The following is a 17,102-nucleotide window of genomic DNA, read 5'->3' on the forward strand; positions in this document are numbered from 1 at the left end:
GACCGGACATGGCGTTTTTTGACGAAGAGATGGGCGCGATGCTGGAGGTCTATCTGCTGGAGACCAGCCAGCTTTTAGAGCAGCTGGACAACATCCTGATGGCGGCGGAGAAAAAGGGCCGCTTTTCCAGGGAGGAGATCAACAGCATATTTCGGGTCATGCATACGACGAAAAGCTCGTCGGCCATGATGGGGCTTACGGAGCTGTCGGAATTGACGCACAGGCTGGAAGACCTCTTCTCGATCTTCCGCGAGGATGAAAAACGCTTGCAGGGGGTAGAAAGGGAGACGTTCGCCCTGCTCTTTGACGCGAGCGACTTCATCAAGGCCGAGCTTGCGCGCATGCCGGAGGCGGATTACCGTCCCAGGGAGGGGGATGCACTGCGCGCGCGCATCGCATCCCTGCTGGAAAAGGTAAACAGCGGCGAGCGGATCACCGTACGCCTGCGCTTTGAAAAGGACTGCAAGATGGAGAACGTCCGCGCGTTCATGGCGGCGCGGCAGATTCGCCAGCTTTGCACGGACATACAGACCTACCCTTCGGACGTAGAGAAAAACACGGCGACGGCGGACTTTATCCGGCGCGAGGGGTTTTATATCCGTTTTGTCTCCGCGAACCGGGATGCGGTGATTCGTCAGCTTCAGGGCGCGCTCTTCGTGGAGTCGTGCGAGGCGGTCGCGGACTTTCCGGAGGAGGCGCGTGCGCGCGCGGCGGAGCCCGGGCTCGCGCAGCCCACGGGAAATTTCATCAGCGTGCGCGTGGAAAAACTGGACGCGCTGCAAAACCTGACCGAGGAGCTGATGATCCTCGCGTCCGCGCTCACGGACGAGGGGGACAACCGCGACGGCACCTTTAAGACGGACGGAAACACCCTGTACGCGGAGCGCATCCTCAAGGAGCTTGAACGGGTGGTCATTTCGATTCGGATGGTCGCCTTCGGCACGTTGGAGGGGAAGCTGCGGCGAGTTGTTCGGGATATGTGCAAGAAGGAAAAGAAGGAGCTTTCCTTCAGCATCGAGGGGCAGCAGGCTGAGGTCGATAAAAAGGTCATCGACGGCTTGTTTGAACCGTTGATGCATCTCCTGCGCAACGCGATCGACCACGGGATCGAGTCCCCGCTGGAACGCGAGGCGGCGGGAAAGGCACGTGCGGGCAGTGTGAGCGTCCGGCTGAAGAACGACTCCGGAAAAATTCTCATCGAGGTGAGTGACGACGGGCGCGGCATGGACGAGGAAAGAATCCTCCAAAAGGCGCGCAAAAAGGGCCTGCTCACCCGGCCGGAGGACGAGTACACACACGAGCAGATTCTCGAGTTTTGCTTCCTTCCCGGATTTTCCACGCAGGAAAACCCCACGGAATATTCCGGCCGGGGCGTGGGGCTGGACATCGTCCGCCGAAGCATAGAGGCCTTGGGCGGTCACCTGCGCGTGCAGAGCGAGGCGGGCAGGGGCACGCGCTTTACGATCCACATGCCGCTTTGCCTGACCATCCTCGAGAGCTTTCTGTTCACCGTGGGCCCCTGCGTATTTGCGCTGCCCGCCTATCAGGTGGATCGGTTTTACGCATACGACCCGGAAGACGGCCGTCTCGACGTACGGGGGAAGCGAAAGCTGTGGTTAACGGACGGCAAATGCCTGCCGGTCGTCGAGGCGGCTGCGTTTTACGGCCTGCCCGCCGGGGAGAAGGAGAACATTCTGATCGCGATGCGGGGCGCGTCGCGCGAGGCATGTCTGCTGGTGGACCGCGTGATCGGCAAGCAACGCATCGTCGGCAAGCCGCTGCCCAGGCTCTTCGGGCCGCGTTTTCGGCAGCAGCAGGGCATCGTGAGCGGGAGCGTGCTGGGCGACGGTACGATCTGCATGCTGATGGACGCGGAGGACCTGATTCGCGCGGCAATGGAAAGGGGAGAAGCATGACGGAGAGCTTGAAAAAGACGGGACTGCTCTGCCTGCCGTTTGACGGCGTGCTCTACGGCGTTGAGCTTCCCTACGTCATCGAGAGCGTCAGAAACGTGCGCATCGCATCGCTGCCCTTTTTGCCGGAATATTATTGCGGGGTGTGCAATCGCATGGGCAGCATCACGCCCGTCGTGTCGCTCGCGCGGCTGTGCGGCGGGGAGGAAAAGCCGGAGCACGGGGTGACCGTGATGCTTCGCTGCGGGGCGTATGATTGCGGCGTGCTCACCCAGCGGGAACCCCTGATTTTGGAGGTGGACGAAGGCATGCGTCTGAAAGGGCAGGGTGCGGACGTCTCCTACCCCCACTGGCGCATCAAGGCGCTTTACGCTTGCGGGGAACGGAAAATCTGGCAGGTCGACGTACAAAAGAGCCTGGAAAGCATGGTCGTCTGCCGGAGTGAGCAGGAGGTATAGCGCGCATAAAGGCCGGGCGGCCCGCACCCTCGTGCGGGCCGCCCGGCCTTTAAATGCGGAGTATAAATCAGCCCTGCGCCTCGCCCAGCACGCGCACGAGGGTCGCCGCGCTCTGCGGGGGAATCGAACGGGTGGAGGCGGCGCTGTGGAAGACCTGAACGAGCGCGCCCTCGGTCAGGAGCGGCAGTCCGTCTACGAGGACGCCGTCATCCCCGAAGACGAAGGCGTGCGGGCCATCTTCGGTTTCGACCAGCATGCGCCCCGCTTCGTCGTAGCCCGTGAAGACGCCTTCGGTGTACACGACCTCGACGGCCAGCGCGTTTACCTGCCCCGGCAGGCTCATCGTCATGACGCCGTTCGTCTGCACGACGACGGAGAGGCCGGGATAGAGCTTGTCCACGGGCAGGACACCCTCTTCGAAGCGAACGAGCACTTCGCCGTGCGCCTCGGTCAGGATCAGAAATTCGCCGTTTCCCGCGTCGAAGGAGACGACGGAGCCGGTCAGCTCGGTTTCCGGAACCTCGGCCCCCTCGGAAACGGGCGCGGTCTGCTGCGTCTGCAGGGGCGGCGCGGCGGGTTCGTCGGCGGCCAGGCTGAGCGCGGGCACGACGAGCAGGGAAAGAACGGCGAGCTTTGCAAGAAACTTTTTCATTAGGGGTTACCTCCTGATGTCTTTTTGAATTGAGCGGGATTTTTGTCCCGGTATTCTTTTTGACGTACCGTGTCGCGTTTTGTTCCCGATCCGGCGAAAAAAATTTGTCGGCTGTTTTATCGCCACTGGGTCGTGTATAATAAGGAGACGAGGGCCCGCGGGACGAATGCGGCAGGCTACAGCGTTCTTTGAAAAAGGGCGCGAGGAATTTCCGCGCGGCTCGCGAATGAGGTGATCGATTGCGAAAAAGGGCATTTTTTCTCTTAGCTGTGGCGCTGGCGGCGGCCGGCTGCGTGGCGGGCGTCCTGATCGGAAAAAGCATGGTGCGCTCCAAGACTGAGCTTGCGGCACCGGAGGCGTCGCAGGCGCTGCTGCAGGCCTCCCGCGGCTTGGACGTTTACGAGGTAGAGGCCGTCTACGACGAAAAGGCGAGGACGCTTCTTTGCACGCAGCGCATCGTGTACCAAAACCGCTCGCAGGACGATTTGGACAGCGTTTATTTTCACCTGTACCCAAACGCGTTTAAACGCGAAGAGACCTCCCCGGCGGTGCTCTCCGGCGGAAAGGACGAATTTGAACCCGGTGAAATCTTTATCGAGGACGTACAGGTAAACGGCGCGGCCTGTGCGTGGGCCGTGGCGGGCGAGGATGAGAGCGCGCTGCGCGTGCCGGCGGCGCTCGCTCCGGGCGGGCAGGCTCAGATTGAACTGCAATATCGCGTCGAAATTCCGAAGCTCGCCTATCGCTGGGGAGAGGCGAACGGCGTCGTCAGCGTCGCGAACGCTTTCCCCATCGCGGCGATTTACGAACGCGGCGCCTGGCGGCTGGACGAGTACGGGCCCGTCGGCGACCCCTTTTACAGCGCGTGCGCGAACTGGACGCTAAGCCTTACCGTGCCCGAGGGCTTTGTGGTATCGGCCGGCGGGGCGGTGCGCGAGGCGGAGACGAAGGACGGGCAGACGCGGGTTCTGGCGGAGGCGCTTGCGGCGCGCGACATGGCGTTTTCCATGAGCAGGCGTTACGCCCTGGCGCAGCAGAGGGTGGGGGACGTGCTGATCTCCTCGTATGCCCTGCGGCCTAAGGATGCGGAAGCGGCGCTCGAATACGCGATATCGGCGCTCGAACAGCTTCAGGCGATGCTGGGCGCGTATCCCTTCCCGACGCTGACCCTTGCTCAGAAGGACATCGGCGGCTACGGCGGCATGGAATATTCGGGCTTTATGCTGCTGGACGATTCACTGTACAGCGGAGACCGGCAGCTTCTGGAGCGTGTGGTGGCGCACGAGACGGCGCATCAGTACTTCGGTATGCTCGTCGGCTCGGACCAGGTCGAGGAGCCCTGGATGGACGAGGCATTTTGCGAGTACATGACGCTGATGTATTACGACAAGGAGTACGGGAGGCAGGCTTTCGACGCGCTCTACGCGCAGCGCATCGAGCCTGCGCTGCGCATTACACATCCCATCGGCGTCACCGCAGGCAGCGCGATCACGAGCTTCACCTCGGGCGCGGAGTACGTACAGCTGGTCTATCAGAAGGGGGCGGGCATGCTGCACGGCATCCGCGAGGCGCTTGGCGAAGCGCGCTTTTTGGAGGCGCTGCGCACGTATATCGACAAGTACGCATTCGGCATCGCCACGCGCGAGGACTTCACGGTCACGATGCAGGAAGCGACCGGGGCGAGCTGGCGCGGATTCATCGACGATTATCTGGACGAATGAAGAGAGGCGGATTGATCCTATGGAAAAGCACCGCATCACGGTCGTGGGGCTGGGCCCCGGCGGCGCCGGGCTGATAACCCTTGCCGCATGGGAGGCGCTCACGGGCGGACAGCGCGTAGTTCTGCGCACGGCGCGCCACGGCGTGGCGGAGGCGCTTCGGCAAAAGGACGTAGCCTTTGAGACGCTCGATGCGCTGTACGAGGAATGCGAGGATTTCGACGAGCTGTGCGCGCGGGCGGCGGCCAGATTGGCGGACGCGGTGCGCGAAAGCGGCCGTCTCGTCTACGGCGTGAGCGACCCCATCAGCGATCAGACGGTGCGCGCGCTCGCGCAGGCCTGCAAGGGCGACATCGCCGTTGAGATCGTCCCGGGGGTGACGCTGGCGTCTTATGCGGCGGCCTCCTGCGCGGCGCTGGGCGCGCAGACGGAAAACCTCTGCGTGGCGACGGCGCTTTCCATCGAGACGTTGGAGCCGGATCCGGAACGTCCCCTGATGGTGACCGAGATCGATGGACGCGTGCTTGCCAGCGAGGTCAAACTCTGGCTGATGGAGCTGTACGAGGCGGAGCAGAGGATTTTCTTTGCGCAGCCCGGCGAGGAGAATACGGCGCGCATAAGCGTCATTCCGCTTTGCGAGCTGGACCGGCAGGCGGCTTACGACCATACCTGCGTGTTGCTGGTGCCGCCCGTACCCTATGCCGAACGATCGCGGCATACGGTGCGCGATCTTGAGCAGGTGATGTGCCGCCTGCGCGCGCCCGACGGCTGTCCGTGGGATCGCGCGCAGACCCATGAGAGCCTGCGCCAATACCTGATCGAGGAGGCCTACGAGGCGGTGGACGCGATCGACGGCGGCGACCCTGACCGCGTCTCAGACGAGCTGGGAGACGTCCTGCTGCAGGTCGTCTTTCACGCGCAGATCGCCTCGGAGCACGCGGAATTCGGCCTCGGCGACGTGGCGACCGCCATCTGCAATAAGATGATTTCGCGCCATGAACGGCTGTTTGGAAAGGGTGGAGAGGACGCTTCAGGCGACGCGGGCTGGGAGGCCGTCAAGCGGCGCGAAAAAGGACAGCAGACGCTGACCGACAGCCTGCGCGACGTGCCCGGATATCTGCCTGCCCTGATGCACGCCTATAAGGTGCTCAGAAAGGCCGCCAGCGCGGGCGTAGACCCGCTCAGCGGTGCGGAGGCAATTCGGGCCCTGCGCGGGGCACTGGAGGATGCGCAGGAGGCGCTTGACGAGGGCAAGGACGCTTCCGAGGCGCTTGGCAGGCTGCTCTTTGCGGCGGCCGGGGCGGCGCGCGGATGCGTAAGCCAGCCGGAACTGCTCCTGCGCGCGGAAACGGAGCGCTTTATTGCGCGTTTTGAGCGGATGGAGCGGGAGGCGCAGACGGAAGGGATCAGGCTGGAGGAGCTCTCAAGGGGCGAGCTGCACAGACGCTGGATGCAGGAAAGCGAAAAGTGAGATTTTTTGGCCCGAAAACGTGATATTTCCTCGAAAAAAGAAGGAAAGCTGGAAGGGATTTCTGAATTTTCGGAGAATATAGTAACGTTTGCTCTCGAAACCTAAACCCCAATCAACGATTCGCATTTTAAGGAGGATTTTGTTGTATGAATAAGACGGAACTGTGCGCGGCTGTCGCGGCCAAGGCCGGCATGACCCGCAAGGATGCGGAAGCTGCTGTGAGCGCTGTGATCGACGTGATCGGCGAGACGCTGAAGGACGGCGAGAAGGTAGCCATCGTCGGCTTTGGCTCTTTTGAAGTCAAGGAGCGTCCGGCCCGCAAGGCGCGCAACCCGCGCACCGGCGAGGAAATTGAGATCGCGGCCTCTAAGGCGCCGGCTTTCAAGGCGGGCAAAGCGCTCAAGGATATCGTCAGCATGTAAACAAAACCGTGAGCCGGGCGACCGGCAGGGGCTGCCAGACCGGCAGCCCCTTTTTTAAGGGCCGCGCATTGCGTGGGAAAAGGAGGAAACCCTATGCGCCTGGATAAGTTTTTAAAGGTTTCGCGCATCATCAAGCGCCGCTCCGTCGCGAAGGAAGCGGGCGATGGCGGGCGCGTCACGATCAACGGAAAACCCGCCAAGCCCTCCTCGGAGGTCAAGGTCGGGGACGTGCTGGAGGTGCGCTTCGGCGACAAGCTGGGGCGGTATGAGGTGCTGGCCGTCAGCGAGCACGCGCTCAAGGCTGAGGCGGGCGGCATGTACAAAATCCTTTCGGAGTGATGGCGTATGAATGAAGCGATCATCGTCGCGGCGGGCAAGGGCGTCCGCATGGGCCTTGGGCGCAACAAGGTGCTGGCGCCGCTTTTCGGCGTGCCGGTGCTCGTGCGCACGGTGCGCGCGTTTGCCGACTGCCCGCAAATCGGGCGCATCGGCATCGTGGCGGCGGAGGAAGACCTGGCGAGCGTCCATCGCCTGCTTTCTGCGTTTTCCCTAGAGGAACGCGTCGCGTACGTGACGGCGGGCGGGATGGATCGACAGGAATCCGTGCGCCGCGGACTCGAATGGGCGCAGGGAGAGATCGTGCTCATCCACGACGGCGCGCGCCCGTTTGTGACGCCGGATGTAATTGAAAGGACGATCAGGAGCGCCAGGGAGTGCGGCAGCGGCGTTGCCGCCGTGATGCTCAAGGATACGGTCAAGCGCGTGGACAATTCGGGCTGCGTGTTGGAGACGCCGCCGCGGGAGGACCTTCGCGCGGTGCAGACGCCGCAGACGTTTCCGCTTGCGGACATCCGAGCGGCGCACGAGGCCGCCCGCTCGCGGGGAATCCGCGCGACGGACGACGCGGCGCTGCTGGAAAAGATGGGAAAGGCGGTGCATCTGGTGGAGGGCGATGTGGAGAACATCAAGCTCACGACCCCGGAAGACATGCATGTGGGCGAGGCCATCCTGCGCAGGCGGGGCGAAGGAACGCTGCCGGTGCGCGTAGGGCAGGGATACGACGTGCACCGGCTCGTGGAGGGGCGCAGGCTCATCCTGTGCGGCGTGGAGGTACCCTACGAGCGCGGTTTGCTGGGCCACAGCGACGCGGACGTGGCGGCGCATGCCTTGATGGACGCGCTGCTGGGCGCGGCGGCGTTGGGCGACATCGGCCGTCACTTTCCGGATACAGACCCCGCCTACGCAGGCGCGGATTCGATGAAGCTGCTCTCGCACGTGGTGCGCCTTGTGGGGGAGCGCGGCTACCGTCCCGGTAATGTAGACGTCACGATCGTCGCGCAGCGCCCTAAGCTCAAGGACTTCATCCCGCAGATGCGTTTGCGCCTTTCGCAGGTGCTTGGCGTCGGGGAGGACGCGGTCAACGTCAAGGCGACTACGACTGAGCGCCTCGGGTTCGAGGGCGAGGGGCTGGGCATCAGCGCGCAGGCGGTCGCGACGATCGTCGCGGGATAAAGAATTCGAGGGATTGGCGCGCCCTGATTGCGGAAGGGCGCGCTTCTTGATTCCAGTTCAAGTCAAAAGGGGTATGGATATTTGAAAATTCCATGCGCATATGGTATAATTATAAAATATATATGAAATCGGGAATGAAGGCAGCGATATGACGGTACGGACGGATGCGGGCAAGGCTGTGCGCCGCTATGAACTCAAATATCTCGTGTCCCCGGCGGACGCGCTCGTGCTGGAGGCGAGATTATCCGGCCTGTTGGCATATGACACGCATACACGGGACGGAAGCTATGAGGTGCGAAGTATTTATTTCGACGATGCGGGCGATACACACCTGAAAGAAGTGCAGGATGGGCTCAGTGATCGTAGCAAATGGCGCATCCGGTTTTACAACCGAAGCGATCGCTATATTTCCCTTGAAAGAAAGCGCAAACGAAACGCGATGACATTAAAGGAAAGCTGTGCAATCAGCAGGGCGGACTTGGAAGCCCTGATGGAAGGACGCAGTCCGCGTGGTGGAGATGCGCTGCTCCGCTCGTTTTCAGCCGCACAGGCGGCGCGTGGCTACAGGCCACGCGTGATCATCGATTATCAGCGGGTTCCATTCATCTACCCTGCCGGAAACGTGCGCATTACCCTCGACCGGCAGATTCGCTGCGGAAATGGCTTCGAAGCCCCTTTTGATTGTGACGGGCTTTCCATTCCTGTAGAGGGGTCTCTCCTGGAAGTTAAATATGCTGACTTTATGCCTGATTTTATCCGGCTTGCCCTTCAAGTTAATCACCTTGCGCCTGCATCCTTTTCCAAGTATGCCGTGGGCAGGCAGACTCTTCATTACATGAGCATCAATTATCCGACGGGGATGGAAGATTATAACGGTTATTGGCCTTTTGCAGCACAAAGCATTAAACGCATGCTGGATAAGCTCTATCTCGAAGAAGGCGACGTGAGCGACATGTGGGATGTGCAAAATGCGGCAGATATGTGGCTTTTTAATCAATTGTTGTATTCGAAAGATACGTCAGAGCATGCAAAAAATGTTTACTATTCAAAACGAAACTGGAAGGATGTCGATGAACGGCTCTGGATGACGCCTTGGGATATTGACCTGACGATGCAGCTAAACTTCTGCGTACATGATTCCGGGATGCTTCAGCAGGATCACCGTTATGACGGCAAGGTTTGCACAGTGGATGTGACGCCGGACATGATTCTTCCCATGGGCCTTTTAGATTATCTAACGGAGCCGGAGTGCCCGGAGGGCAGGGAAATGCTTAAGTCGCGTTGGCGTCAGTTGCGCTTAGGCGCGTGGTCGAATGATTCGATCATGGGCTATATTGAAGAGAAAAGAGCGTTGCTCGATGAAAGCGGCGCGGGCATTCGGGATGCGGAGCGCTGGTCGCACGAGAAACCTTTTTTTCATATCGAACGGATTGAATCATGGCTTTCGCAGCGTTTGATCGCGCTAGACGCGTATATCGCCTCGCTTTAACGCTTGACATTCCCGCTTTCGGGCATTATAATGACGATACATCATATGTCCCGTCGAAGAAGAGGAGTACGCGCAGAGGCCCCGAAGAGAGAGCGGTTCACCGGCTGCAAGACCGCTTGGGGATGCGAACGCAGAAGGTCGCTTCCGAGGGCTGTGGGGTGAAGAAAAGTAACCTTGCACGGGTCTGCCCGATACAGCTTTGAGGCGGCGTGTGCCGCGAAATAAGGTGGTACCACGGAGTCCCTCCGTCCTTTGGACGCAGGGACTTTTTTGATGCCTGAAAGGGGGATGCATATGCGCTTTGGCAGACGGTCTGCCCGGGCTACGGTCGCTTCCCGCAGACAGGGAAACACGAAATGAAATAAAAAGGAGCAATCTCTATGGAGACGGAAAAGAAAATCGAAATGGACAAGGTGTTCAGCCCGCAGGAGATCGAGGGCAGGCTCTATCAGGAGTGGGAGGAAAACGGCTGCTTTACCGCGCACAGAAATCCGGATAAAAAGCCGTTTACGATCGTCATGCCCCCGCCCAACATCACCGGCCAGCTGCACATGGGCCACGCCATGGACGGCGTGATGCAGGATACGCTGACCCGCTACCATCGCATGCTGGGCGACGCGACGCTGTGGCTGCCCGGCACCGACCATGCCTCCATCGCGACCGAGGTGAAGGTGGTTGAAAAGCTGCGTAAGCAGGGCATCAGCAAGGAAGAACTGGGGCGGGAGAAGTTCCTGGAGCAGGTGTGGGATTGGAAGCGCGAGTACGGCGGACGCATTGCCCGCCAGACCCGCCGGTTGGGCGCGTCGTGCGACTGGTCGCGCGAGCGCTTTACCATGGACGAGGGCTGCAACCGCGCCGTGGTGGAGGTGTTCAACCGCCTGTACGAAAAGGGACTCATCTACCGCGGGGAGCGCATCATCAACTGGTGCCCGGTGTGTAGAACCGCGCTTTCGGACGCGGAGGTGGAGTTTGAGGAACAGGCGTCGCACATCTGGCACATCCGCTATCCGGGCGCGAGCGGTGACGTGGTCGTGGCGACGACCCGTCCGGAAACCATGTTGGGCGATACCGGCGTGGCCGTGAACCCAAGCGACCCCCGCTATACGCACATGGTGGGCAAGACCGTGACGCTTCCCCTCGTGAACCGCGAAATTCCGATCGTGGCGGACGAATACGTAGATTTGGAATTCGGAACCGGCGCCGTCAAGATGACCCCGGCGCACGACCCGAACGACTTTGAGGTGGCGCAGCGCCACAACCTGCAGATTCTTCGCGTGATGAACGACGACGGCACCATGAACGAGAACGCTGGCAAGTATCAGGGCATGAAGGCGCTGGACTGCCGCAAGGCCGTGGTGGAAGAGCTGAAGGCGCTGGGGCTGCTCGTCAAGGTCGAGGATTACAGCCACAACGTGGGTACCTGTTACCGCTGCCACACGACGGTGGAGCCGCTGGTGAGCCGCCAGTGGTTCGTGAAGATGAAGCCACTCGCAGAGCCCGCCATCGCCGCCGTGCGCGAGGGAAAGACGAAATTCGTGCCTGAGCGGTTTGATAAGACCTACTTCAACTGGATGGAAAACATCCGCGACTGGTGCATTTCGCGTCAGCTTTGGTGGGGACACCGCATCCCAGCCTGGTACTGCGATGAATGCGGCGAAACCATCGTGGCGCGTGAGACGCCCACAGTCTGCCCCAAGTGCGGCTGCACGCACCTTCATCAGGACGAGGACGTGCTCGACACCTGGTTTTCCTCGGCGCTGTGGCCGTTTTCCACGCTCGGCTGGCCGGATGAGACGGAAGATCTCAAGTACTTCTATCCGACGGACGTGCTGGTGACGGGCTATGACATCATCTTCTTCTGGGTGGCGCGCATGATCTTCTCCGGCATCGAGCAAATGGGGGAGACGCCGTTCCACACGGTGCTGATTCACGGGCTGGTTCGAGACGCGCAGGGCCGCAAGATGTCAAAGTCTCTGGGCAACGGCGTGGATCCGCTGGAGGTCATCGACCAATACGGCGCGGACGCGCTGCGCTTTTCACTGGTGATGGGCGTGTCGCCCGGAAACGACATGCGCTTTTCCACGGACAAGGTGGAAAGCGCGCGCAATTTCGCCAATAAGATCTGGAACGCCTCGCGCTTCGTGATGATGAACCTGGACGGTTACGAATCGCTTTCCGGCAAGGCGTTGGAGCTCCCCGACAAGTGGATTCTCACGCGTTTTGACGAAACCGTGAAGGAAGTAACGGCGCACCTGAACGATTACGACCTGGGACTTGCGGCGCAGAAAATCTACGACTTCGCCTGGGCGGAGTTCTGCGACTGGTACATCGAATTGGCGAAGGCGCGGCTGCAGGGCGAGGGTAAGCAGACGGCCTGCGCGGTGCTGATTCACGTGCTGACAGGCATTTTGAAGCTGCTGCATCCCTTTATGCCGTTCTTGACGGACGCGGTATATCGCTATCTGCCGGGTACCGAGGGGACGATCATGCTCTCCGACTGGCCCAAGCCCGAGGAGAAGACCTATCCTGAAGAGGCCGCGCAGATGGAGGGCATCATGGATATCATCCGCGCGGTGCGCAACCTGCGCGCAGAGATGAACGTGGCCGTCGGTCGCCGCGCACATCTCATCCTCAGCCCGCGCGAGGGCTGGCGAGAAGCGCTGCGGGACGCGGAGCCGTACTTCAAGCGCCTGGCCTGGGTGAGCGAGCTGTCGCTCCTGGAGGCGGGCGGGTCCGCGCCGGAAAAGACCGTATCGGCAGTCAGCGCGGCGGCAGAGCTGTACATCCCGCTGGGCGATCTGGTGGACATCGAAAAAGAAATCGCCCGCTTGGAAAAGGAGCTCAAGGGCCTGGAGGGCGAGATCGCCCGCGCGCAGGGCAAGCTGCAAAACCCCGGCTTCGTAAGCAAGGCGCCCGCAGCGCTCGTGGAACAGGAAAAGGCCAAGCTCGAGGTAAATCTGGGCATGCTCGAATCGCTCAAGGAGCGCATCGAGGGGCTCAGGAACATGTGAGGTGAATGGTGTGGAAGTGCACGATCTACCGCATGCCAGAAGGAGCAAATTGCTCCTTCTGGCATTACTCGGTGCATGCTTGTTGCTCGCTTTCTTCGTGCCTTATGTTCATGATGACTGGGATTGGGGATCGAGCGGCGGCGCAGAGCGGTTTTTGACCTTTTTCAAGGAATACAACGGACGCTATGCAGGTAACCTGCTGGTATTGGCACTCACTCGGAGCGTGCTTTTAAAAACACTCGTAATAGGAGGCGTGTTATTTGCGACTTTCATGCTCTTAGGAGGGGAGACGTATTTGGCGATTATTTCCGCGCTTCTTTTTTTCCTTATGCCACAGGCCATGGCGGAGCAATCCATCGGTTGGGTTAGCGCTTTTTGCAATTATGGCACAGGTGCGTTGGTTTTACTTGTGTTGATAAACCGGATATTTCTTTGCTTGAGGGAGGAACAGAAAAACACACGATATGCACATTTAGCATATGCTCTTTGTGGGGTCGCTGGGGCACTTCTGGTGGAAAATATTACAATTGCACTATGCATGCTTTCCTTTATAGCGTGTATTTATACAAAAGCAAAGTTCCGTCATGTAGACGGGAGTCTTTTATGCTTTTTTGTAGGAAGCACGATTGGCGCGGTGCTCATGTTTTTGAATGGAGCATACGCGAAGGTTGCAGGGAATCAAGATTTTTATCGGACCACAATATTTGGGATTTCATCTGGATGGAGTAAGGTTTTCTATCAAGTAAGATGGATTTATCATGATTATCACCTGCGTTTTTTGGTGGATGAAAATGCGCCCTTGCTCTTCGTGTTAGCGATTATTGTAGATATGAGCATACGCCGCAGCTATACCTCTATGACGGTAGCGCATAGATGGGTGAGCAAGTCTATTTTGCTCATTCTTTTTGCCTATCCGGCATACCTAATGGTGCGTGCGAGATACCCGGAGTGGGAGCCATTTCTTTCTTATACGCTGCTGGTACAGGACTGGATGGGGTCGTTGTGCTTAATCGTGATTTTCCTATTGCCCTTTGTGCTGCCAGTAGACCGCGTACATAAATTACGTATGGGGGTGATTTTGCTTGCAATCGCTAGCTTGAGCGCACCGTTATTTTTTGTTTCACCGATTGGAGCGCGATGTTTTTACCCCATGCTTGTCTTAGAAGTCGCCTTTGTTTTGGAAATCATGCGTGCTAGCGAATTGGATCATCAGTGTAGGCATTTCGCACTGCCGGTGGTGGCCGTTGCAGGTGTGTTATGTTTTTTCTGGCTTTCACTCTATGGTCGCAATGCGATGATTTCAAAGGAGCGCGTGGAATTTATACGCCAAGAGCTCGCGCAAGGAGAAAAGACGATAAGGTACCCAGAATTGCCCTATCCGACCTATGATTGGGCATCGACACCTGATCATTTCTCGCACGTATGGTTTAGAAATTTCTACGACCTGCCTTCGGACGTGGTGCTTGAGCCGATCCCATATGACGACTGGTACAAGGAACAAAAGCGATGAAAAATGAGGATGTGTGCATGGAAGATGCCGTCGCATATATTCACAGTCTCTCTATGCATTCGAGAAAGCAGGGACTTTCTAACATGGACCTGCTGCTTGCGAGAATAGGGCCTCCTCAAAATAAATTAAAAATGGTGCACGTCGCGGGTACCAACGGCAAGGGCTCGACCTGCGCGACGCTCGAAGCCATTCTGCGCGCGGCGGGTTACAGGACGGGACTTTACACCTCGCCCTATCTGCAGACGTACAACGAGCGCATCCGCCTGAGCGGCATGCCCATCGGGGAGGCTGCGCTGACCGACCTCGTCCGGCGTACCGCGCCCGTGGTGGAGCAGCTTGCGTGCGAAGGCGTGCATGTCACCGAGTTTGAATACGGCACGGCGTTGGCGCTGTGCGCGTTTGCGCAGGCGCGCGTGGACATCGCGGTGATCGAGGTTGGACTCGGCGGCAGGCTCGACCCTACGAACGTCATCACGCCGCTGCTCTGCGCGATTACCGCCATCGGCATGGATCACATGCAGTACCTGGGGGACACGCTGGAGGCGATCGCCGGCGAAAAGGCGGGTATCCTCAAGCCCGGCGTGCCGGTCGTCGTTTCTCATATGGAGGAATCCGCGCGGCGGGTCATCGCGGCGACTGCGGAGAGGGTGGGCGCTCCCGCGCTGTTTCTCGACGGAAAGGAAGCCGTTTGCCTGCTGGAGAGCGCGCACGGGCAGCGCATCCGCTTTGCGCTGGGAGACTTCTGTCTGAACGGTGCGGAATTCGCTTTGCCGGGCGCGCACCAGTTGGACAACGCCGCCTGCGCGCTCTCGTGTGCGCTGAAGCTACGGACGCTTGGATTTGATCTTTCTGAAGCGGCTATGCGCGCGGGGCTGGCCTGCGTGCGCTGGCCCGGCAGGCTGGAGTGGATCGGAAACGTGCTGCTCGACGGCGCTCACAATCCGCAGGGCGTGGGCGTGCTGTGCGCGTACCTGCGACGCCATCTCGACCCTGCGCACACGGTGCTGCTGACGGGGATGCTGGCGGACAAGGACGTAAGCGGCATGTGCGCCCTGCTCAGAGATCGCGCCCGCGCGGTGGTGACCGCGCCGCCGCCCGTGCCGCGCGCCATGCCGCCGCAGGAACTGGCCGATTGCTTTGCAAAGGCAGGCGCACGGGAAGTAACCGCTTGCACGGACGCTGAAACCGCACTGAAAAGCGCTCGAAGCCTTGCGGGGCCGGACGACGTGATCGTCTGCGCCGGCTCGCTTTACCTGATCGGAACGCTGCGCACGCTGCTGTGCGGGGAGGAAAAACATGGCCTTTGAACACGTGAGCGTCCTGCTCGACGAGACGCTCGAATGGCTTTCGCCCCGGGACGGCGGCGTATACGTGGATGGAACGCTGGGCGGCGGCGGGCACTCGCGGCACATCCTTGCCGCCTGCGCTCCGAACGGGCATCTATACGGCATCGACAGGGACGCGGACGCCATCGCCGCGGCGACGGAGCGTTTGGGCGCGTCGCCCTGTTTTACGGCGATTCGCGGAAACTTCCACGACGTGAAAGCACTGCTCGAGGAGCGGGGCGTCGGAGGAATCGACGGCATGCTGCTGGATCTCGGCGTGAGCAGCTATCAGCTGGACACGGCGGAGCGCGGATTCTCATACCACGAGAATGCGCCGCTGGACATGCGCATGGACAGAAGCCAGCAACTCACCGCGCGGGACATCGTGAACTCCTGCACGGAGCAGGAGCTGTCCCGCATCATCTCGGACTACGGCGAGGAGAAATGGGCGGCGCGCATCGCAAAGATCATCTGTGAGCACCGCGCGCAGGCGCAGATTGAAACCACCGCCGATCTGGTGCGCTGCGTGGATGCGGCTATTCCCAAGAAGGTTCGCATGCAGGACGAGGGACACAGCGCCAGGCGCACCTTTCAGGCGCTGCGCATCGCGGTGAACGACGAGCTCGCCCCGTTGGAACGGGTGATCGAGGACGCCGTCTCGCTGCTCGTACCCGGCGGGCGGCTTTGCGTCATCACCTTTCACTCGCTTGAGGACCGCATCGTCAAGCACACGATGCGCAGGCTGCAGAATCCCTGCATCTGCCCGCCTAAGGCGCCGATCTGTACCTGCGGAAAGAAGCCGCTGGTGCGCGTGTTGGCGGGCGGCGGCATAAAACCCTCGCCGGAGGAAGTGGCGCGCAATCCGCGCGCACGCAGCGCGAAGCTGCGCGTGTGCGAAAAACTGTAGGGATTCGCCTGATCTGAAGGGGGAGTGAGCCGTGCTGCGGGATTGGAAGACGGCGCTGTTCTCCCTTCTGTTTCCGATGGAGACGCGCTGCATCGCCTGCGGAAATCCGATCGAGCGGGGTGAAATGTGCCCGCTCTGCGCGCATGCGTGGGAGGCGGCGCTTCCTGCGGCGCAGGCCCCGCAGGTCGAGGGCGCCGACTGGACGGCGTGCGGGCTTCCCTATGAACCGGTTGTGCGCGGCGCGATTCATCGCTACAAGTTTGAATGCGTGCGCGCGGCTTCGGTGGCGCTGGCCGACCCGATGATCCGGCTGCTGCCGGGGGATGTGGATGGGCTTGTGCCCGTACCGCTGCATAAGCGGCGGGAACGCTGGCGCGGCTTTAATCAGGCGCGGCTGCTCTGCGAGCGCATCGCGCAGTCGCGCGGTGTACAGGTGGTGGACGCCCTGGAGCGAAAACGCAGCACGCACGAACAGGCCAAATTGGACGCCAGCGAGCGCGCTGAAAACGTAAGGGGCAGCATTCGTGCCTGTATGGACGTCACGGGTCTGCGGCTGGTTGTCGTGGACGACGTGGTGACGACGGGATCGACAGCTGCGGAGTGCGTGCGCGCGCTCAAGACGGCTGGTGCGGCGTGGGTGGGCGTGCTGTGCGCAGCGCACCCGAGGCAGGCGGACTAGAAGCCCGGCGGTTATAGCCGGGGGCCCGTAACCCA

General features: G+C 60.6%; 14 protein-coding genes. 13 read left to right on the top strand and 1 reads right to left on the bottom strand.

Going from position 1 to position 17,102, the window contains the following annotated elements; all coding sequences use genetic code 11:
• Positions 1-8 precede the first annotated feature (8 nt).
• Positions 9-1,916: an ATP-binding protein gene (locus C1725_RS06270; protein WP_102410796.1), complete on the top strand. Its 1,908-nt coding sequence runs from the start codon at positions 9-11 to the stop codon at positions 1,914-1,916.
• Complete coding sequence (locus C1725_RS06275) at positions 1,913-2,371, top strand: chemotaxis protein CheW (RefSeq protein ID WP_102410797.1); 459 nt, start codon at positions 1,913-1,915, stop codon at positions 2,369-2,371. The genes C1725_RS06270 and C1725_RS06275 overlap by 4 nt, the downstream gene beginning before the upstream one ends.
• A gap of 67 nt (positions 2,372-2,438) precedes the next feature.
• Here the strand turns inward: C1725_RS06275 and C1725_RS06280 are convergent, their stop codons facing one another.
• Positions 2,439-3,023: a hypothetical protein gene (locus C1725_RS06280; protein WP_102410798.1), complete on the bottom strand. Its 585-nt coding sequence runs from the start codon at positions 3,021-3,023 to the stop codon at positions 2,439-2,441.
• Positions 3,024-3,262: 239 nt separating this feature from the next.
• Between C1725_RS06280 and C1725_RS06285 the strand changes: the two genes are divergently transcribed.
• The 11 genes from C1725_RS06285 (at position 3,263) to C1725_RS06335 (ending at position 17,067) form a co-directional block, all read left to right on the top strand.
• Positions 3,263-4,744, top strand: coding sequence for a M1 family metallopeptidase (locus C1725_RS06285; RefSeq protein WP_346026404.1), 1,482 nt, complete (start codon positions 3,263-3,265; stop codon positions 4,742-4,744).
• Between the two features lie 19 nt (positions 4,745-4,763).
• A complete protein-coding gene (gene mazG / locus C1725_RS06290) occupies positions 4,764-6,212 on the top strand; it encodes a nucleoside triphosphate pyrophosphohydrolase (protein WP_102410800.1) in 1,449 nt (482 codons plus the stop codon).
• A 146-nt stretch (positions 6,213-6,358) separates the two neighbouring features.
• A complete protein-coding gene (locus C1725_RS06295) occupies positions 6,359-6,634 on the top strand; it encodes an HU family DNA-binding protein (RefSeq protein ID WP_102410801.1) in 276 nt (91 codons plus the stop codon).
• 93 nt (positions 6,635-6,727) lie between these two features.
• A complete protein-coding gene (locus C1725_RS06300) occupies positions 6,728-6,973 on the top strand; it encodes a S4 domain-containing protein (protein WP_102410802.1) in 246 nt (81 codons plus the stop codon).
• A 6-nt stretch (positions 6,974-6,979) separates the two neighbouring features.
• Complete coding sequence (gene ispD, locus C1725_RS06305; protein ID WP_102410803.1) at positions 6,980-8,146, top strand: 2-C-methyl-D-erythritol 4-phosphate cytidylyltransferase; 1,167 nt, start codon at positions 6,980-6,982, stop codon at positions 8,144-8,146.
• Positions 8,147-8,294: 148 nt separating this feature from the next.
• A complete protein-coding gene (locus C1725_RS06310; RefSeq protein WP_102410804.1) occupies positions 8,295-9,635 on the top strand; it encodes a VTC domain-containing protein in 1,341 nt (446 codons plus the stop codon).
• A 380-nt stretch (positions 9,636-10,015) separates the two neighbouring features.
• Entirely contained in the window at positions 10,016-12,646 is a 2,631-nt protein-coding gene (locus tag C1725_RS06315) for a valine--tRNA ligase (RefSeq protein ID WP_102410805.1), read from the top strand.
• 1 nt (position 12,647) lies between these two features.
• On the top strand, positions 12,648-14,156 hold the full coding sequence (locus C1725_RS06320; protein ID WP_346026405.1) for a DUF6056 family protein: 1,509 nt from the start codon (positions 12,648-12,650) through the stop codon (positions 14,154-14,156).
• An 83-nt stretch (positions 14,157-14,239) separates the two neighbouring features.
• The gene (locus C1725_RS06325; RefSeq protein WP_346026406.1) at positions 14,240-15,463 is read left to right on the top strand and encodes a bifunctional folylpolyglutamate synthase/dihydrofolate synthase; all 1,224 of its coding nucleotides are present in this window, start codon (positions 14,240-14,242) and stop codon (positions 15,461-15,463) included.
• Complete coding sequence (gene rsmH, locus C1725_RS06330) at positions 15,453-16,388, top strand: 16S rRNA (cytosine(1402)-N(4))-methyltransferase RsmH (protein WP_102410808.1); 936 nt, start codon at positions 15,453-15,455, stop codon at positions 16,386-16,388. The genes C1725_RS06325 and rsmH overlap by 11 nt, the downstream gene beginning before the upstream one ends.
• Positions 16,389-16,419: 31 nt before the next feature.
• Positions 16,420-17,067, top strand: a complete 648-nt coding sequence (locus C1725_RS06335; protein WP_102410809.1) for a phosphoribosyltransferase family protein — start codon at positions 16,420-16,422, stop codon at positions 17,065-17,067.
• Positions 17,068-17,102 lie beyond the last annotated feature (35 nt).

The sequence above is a fragment of the Beduinella massiliensis genome, assembly GCF_900199405.1.
GTDB classification, from domain to species: Bacteria; Bacillota; Clostridia; order Christensenellales; family Aristaeellaceae; genus Beduinella; species Beduinella massiliensis.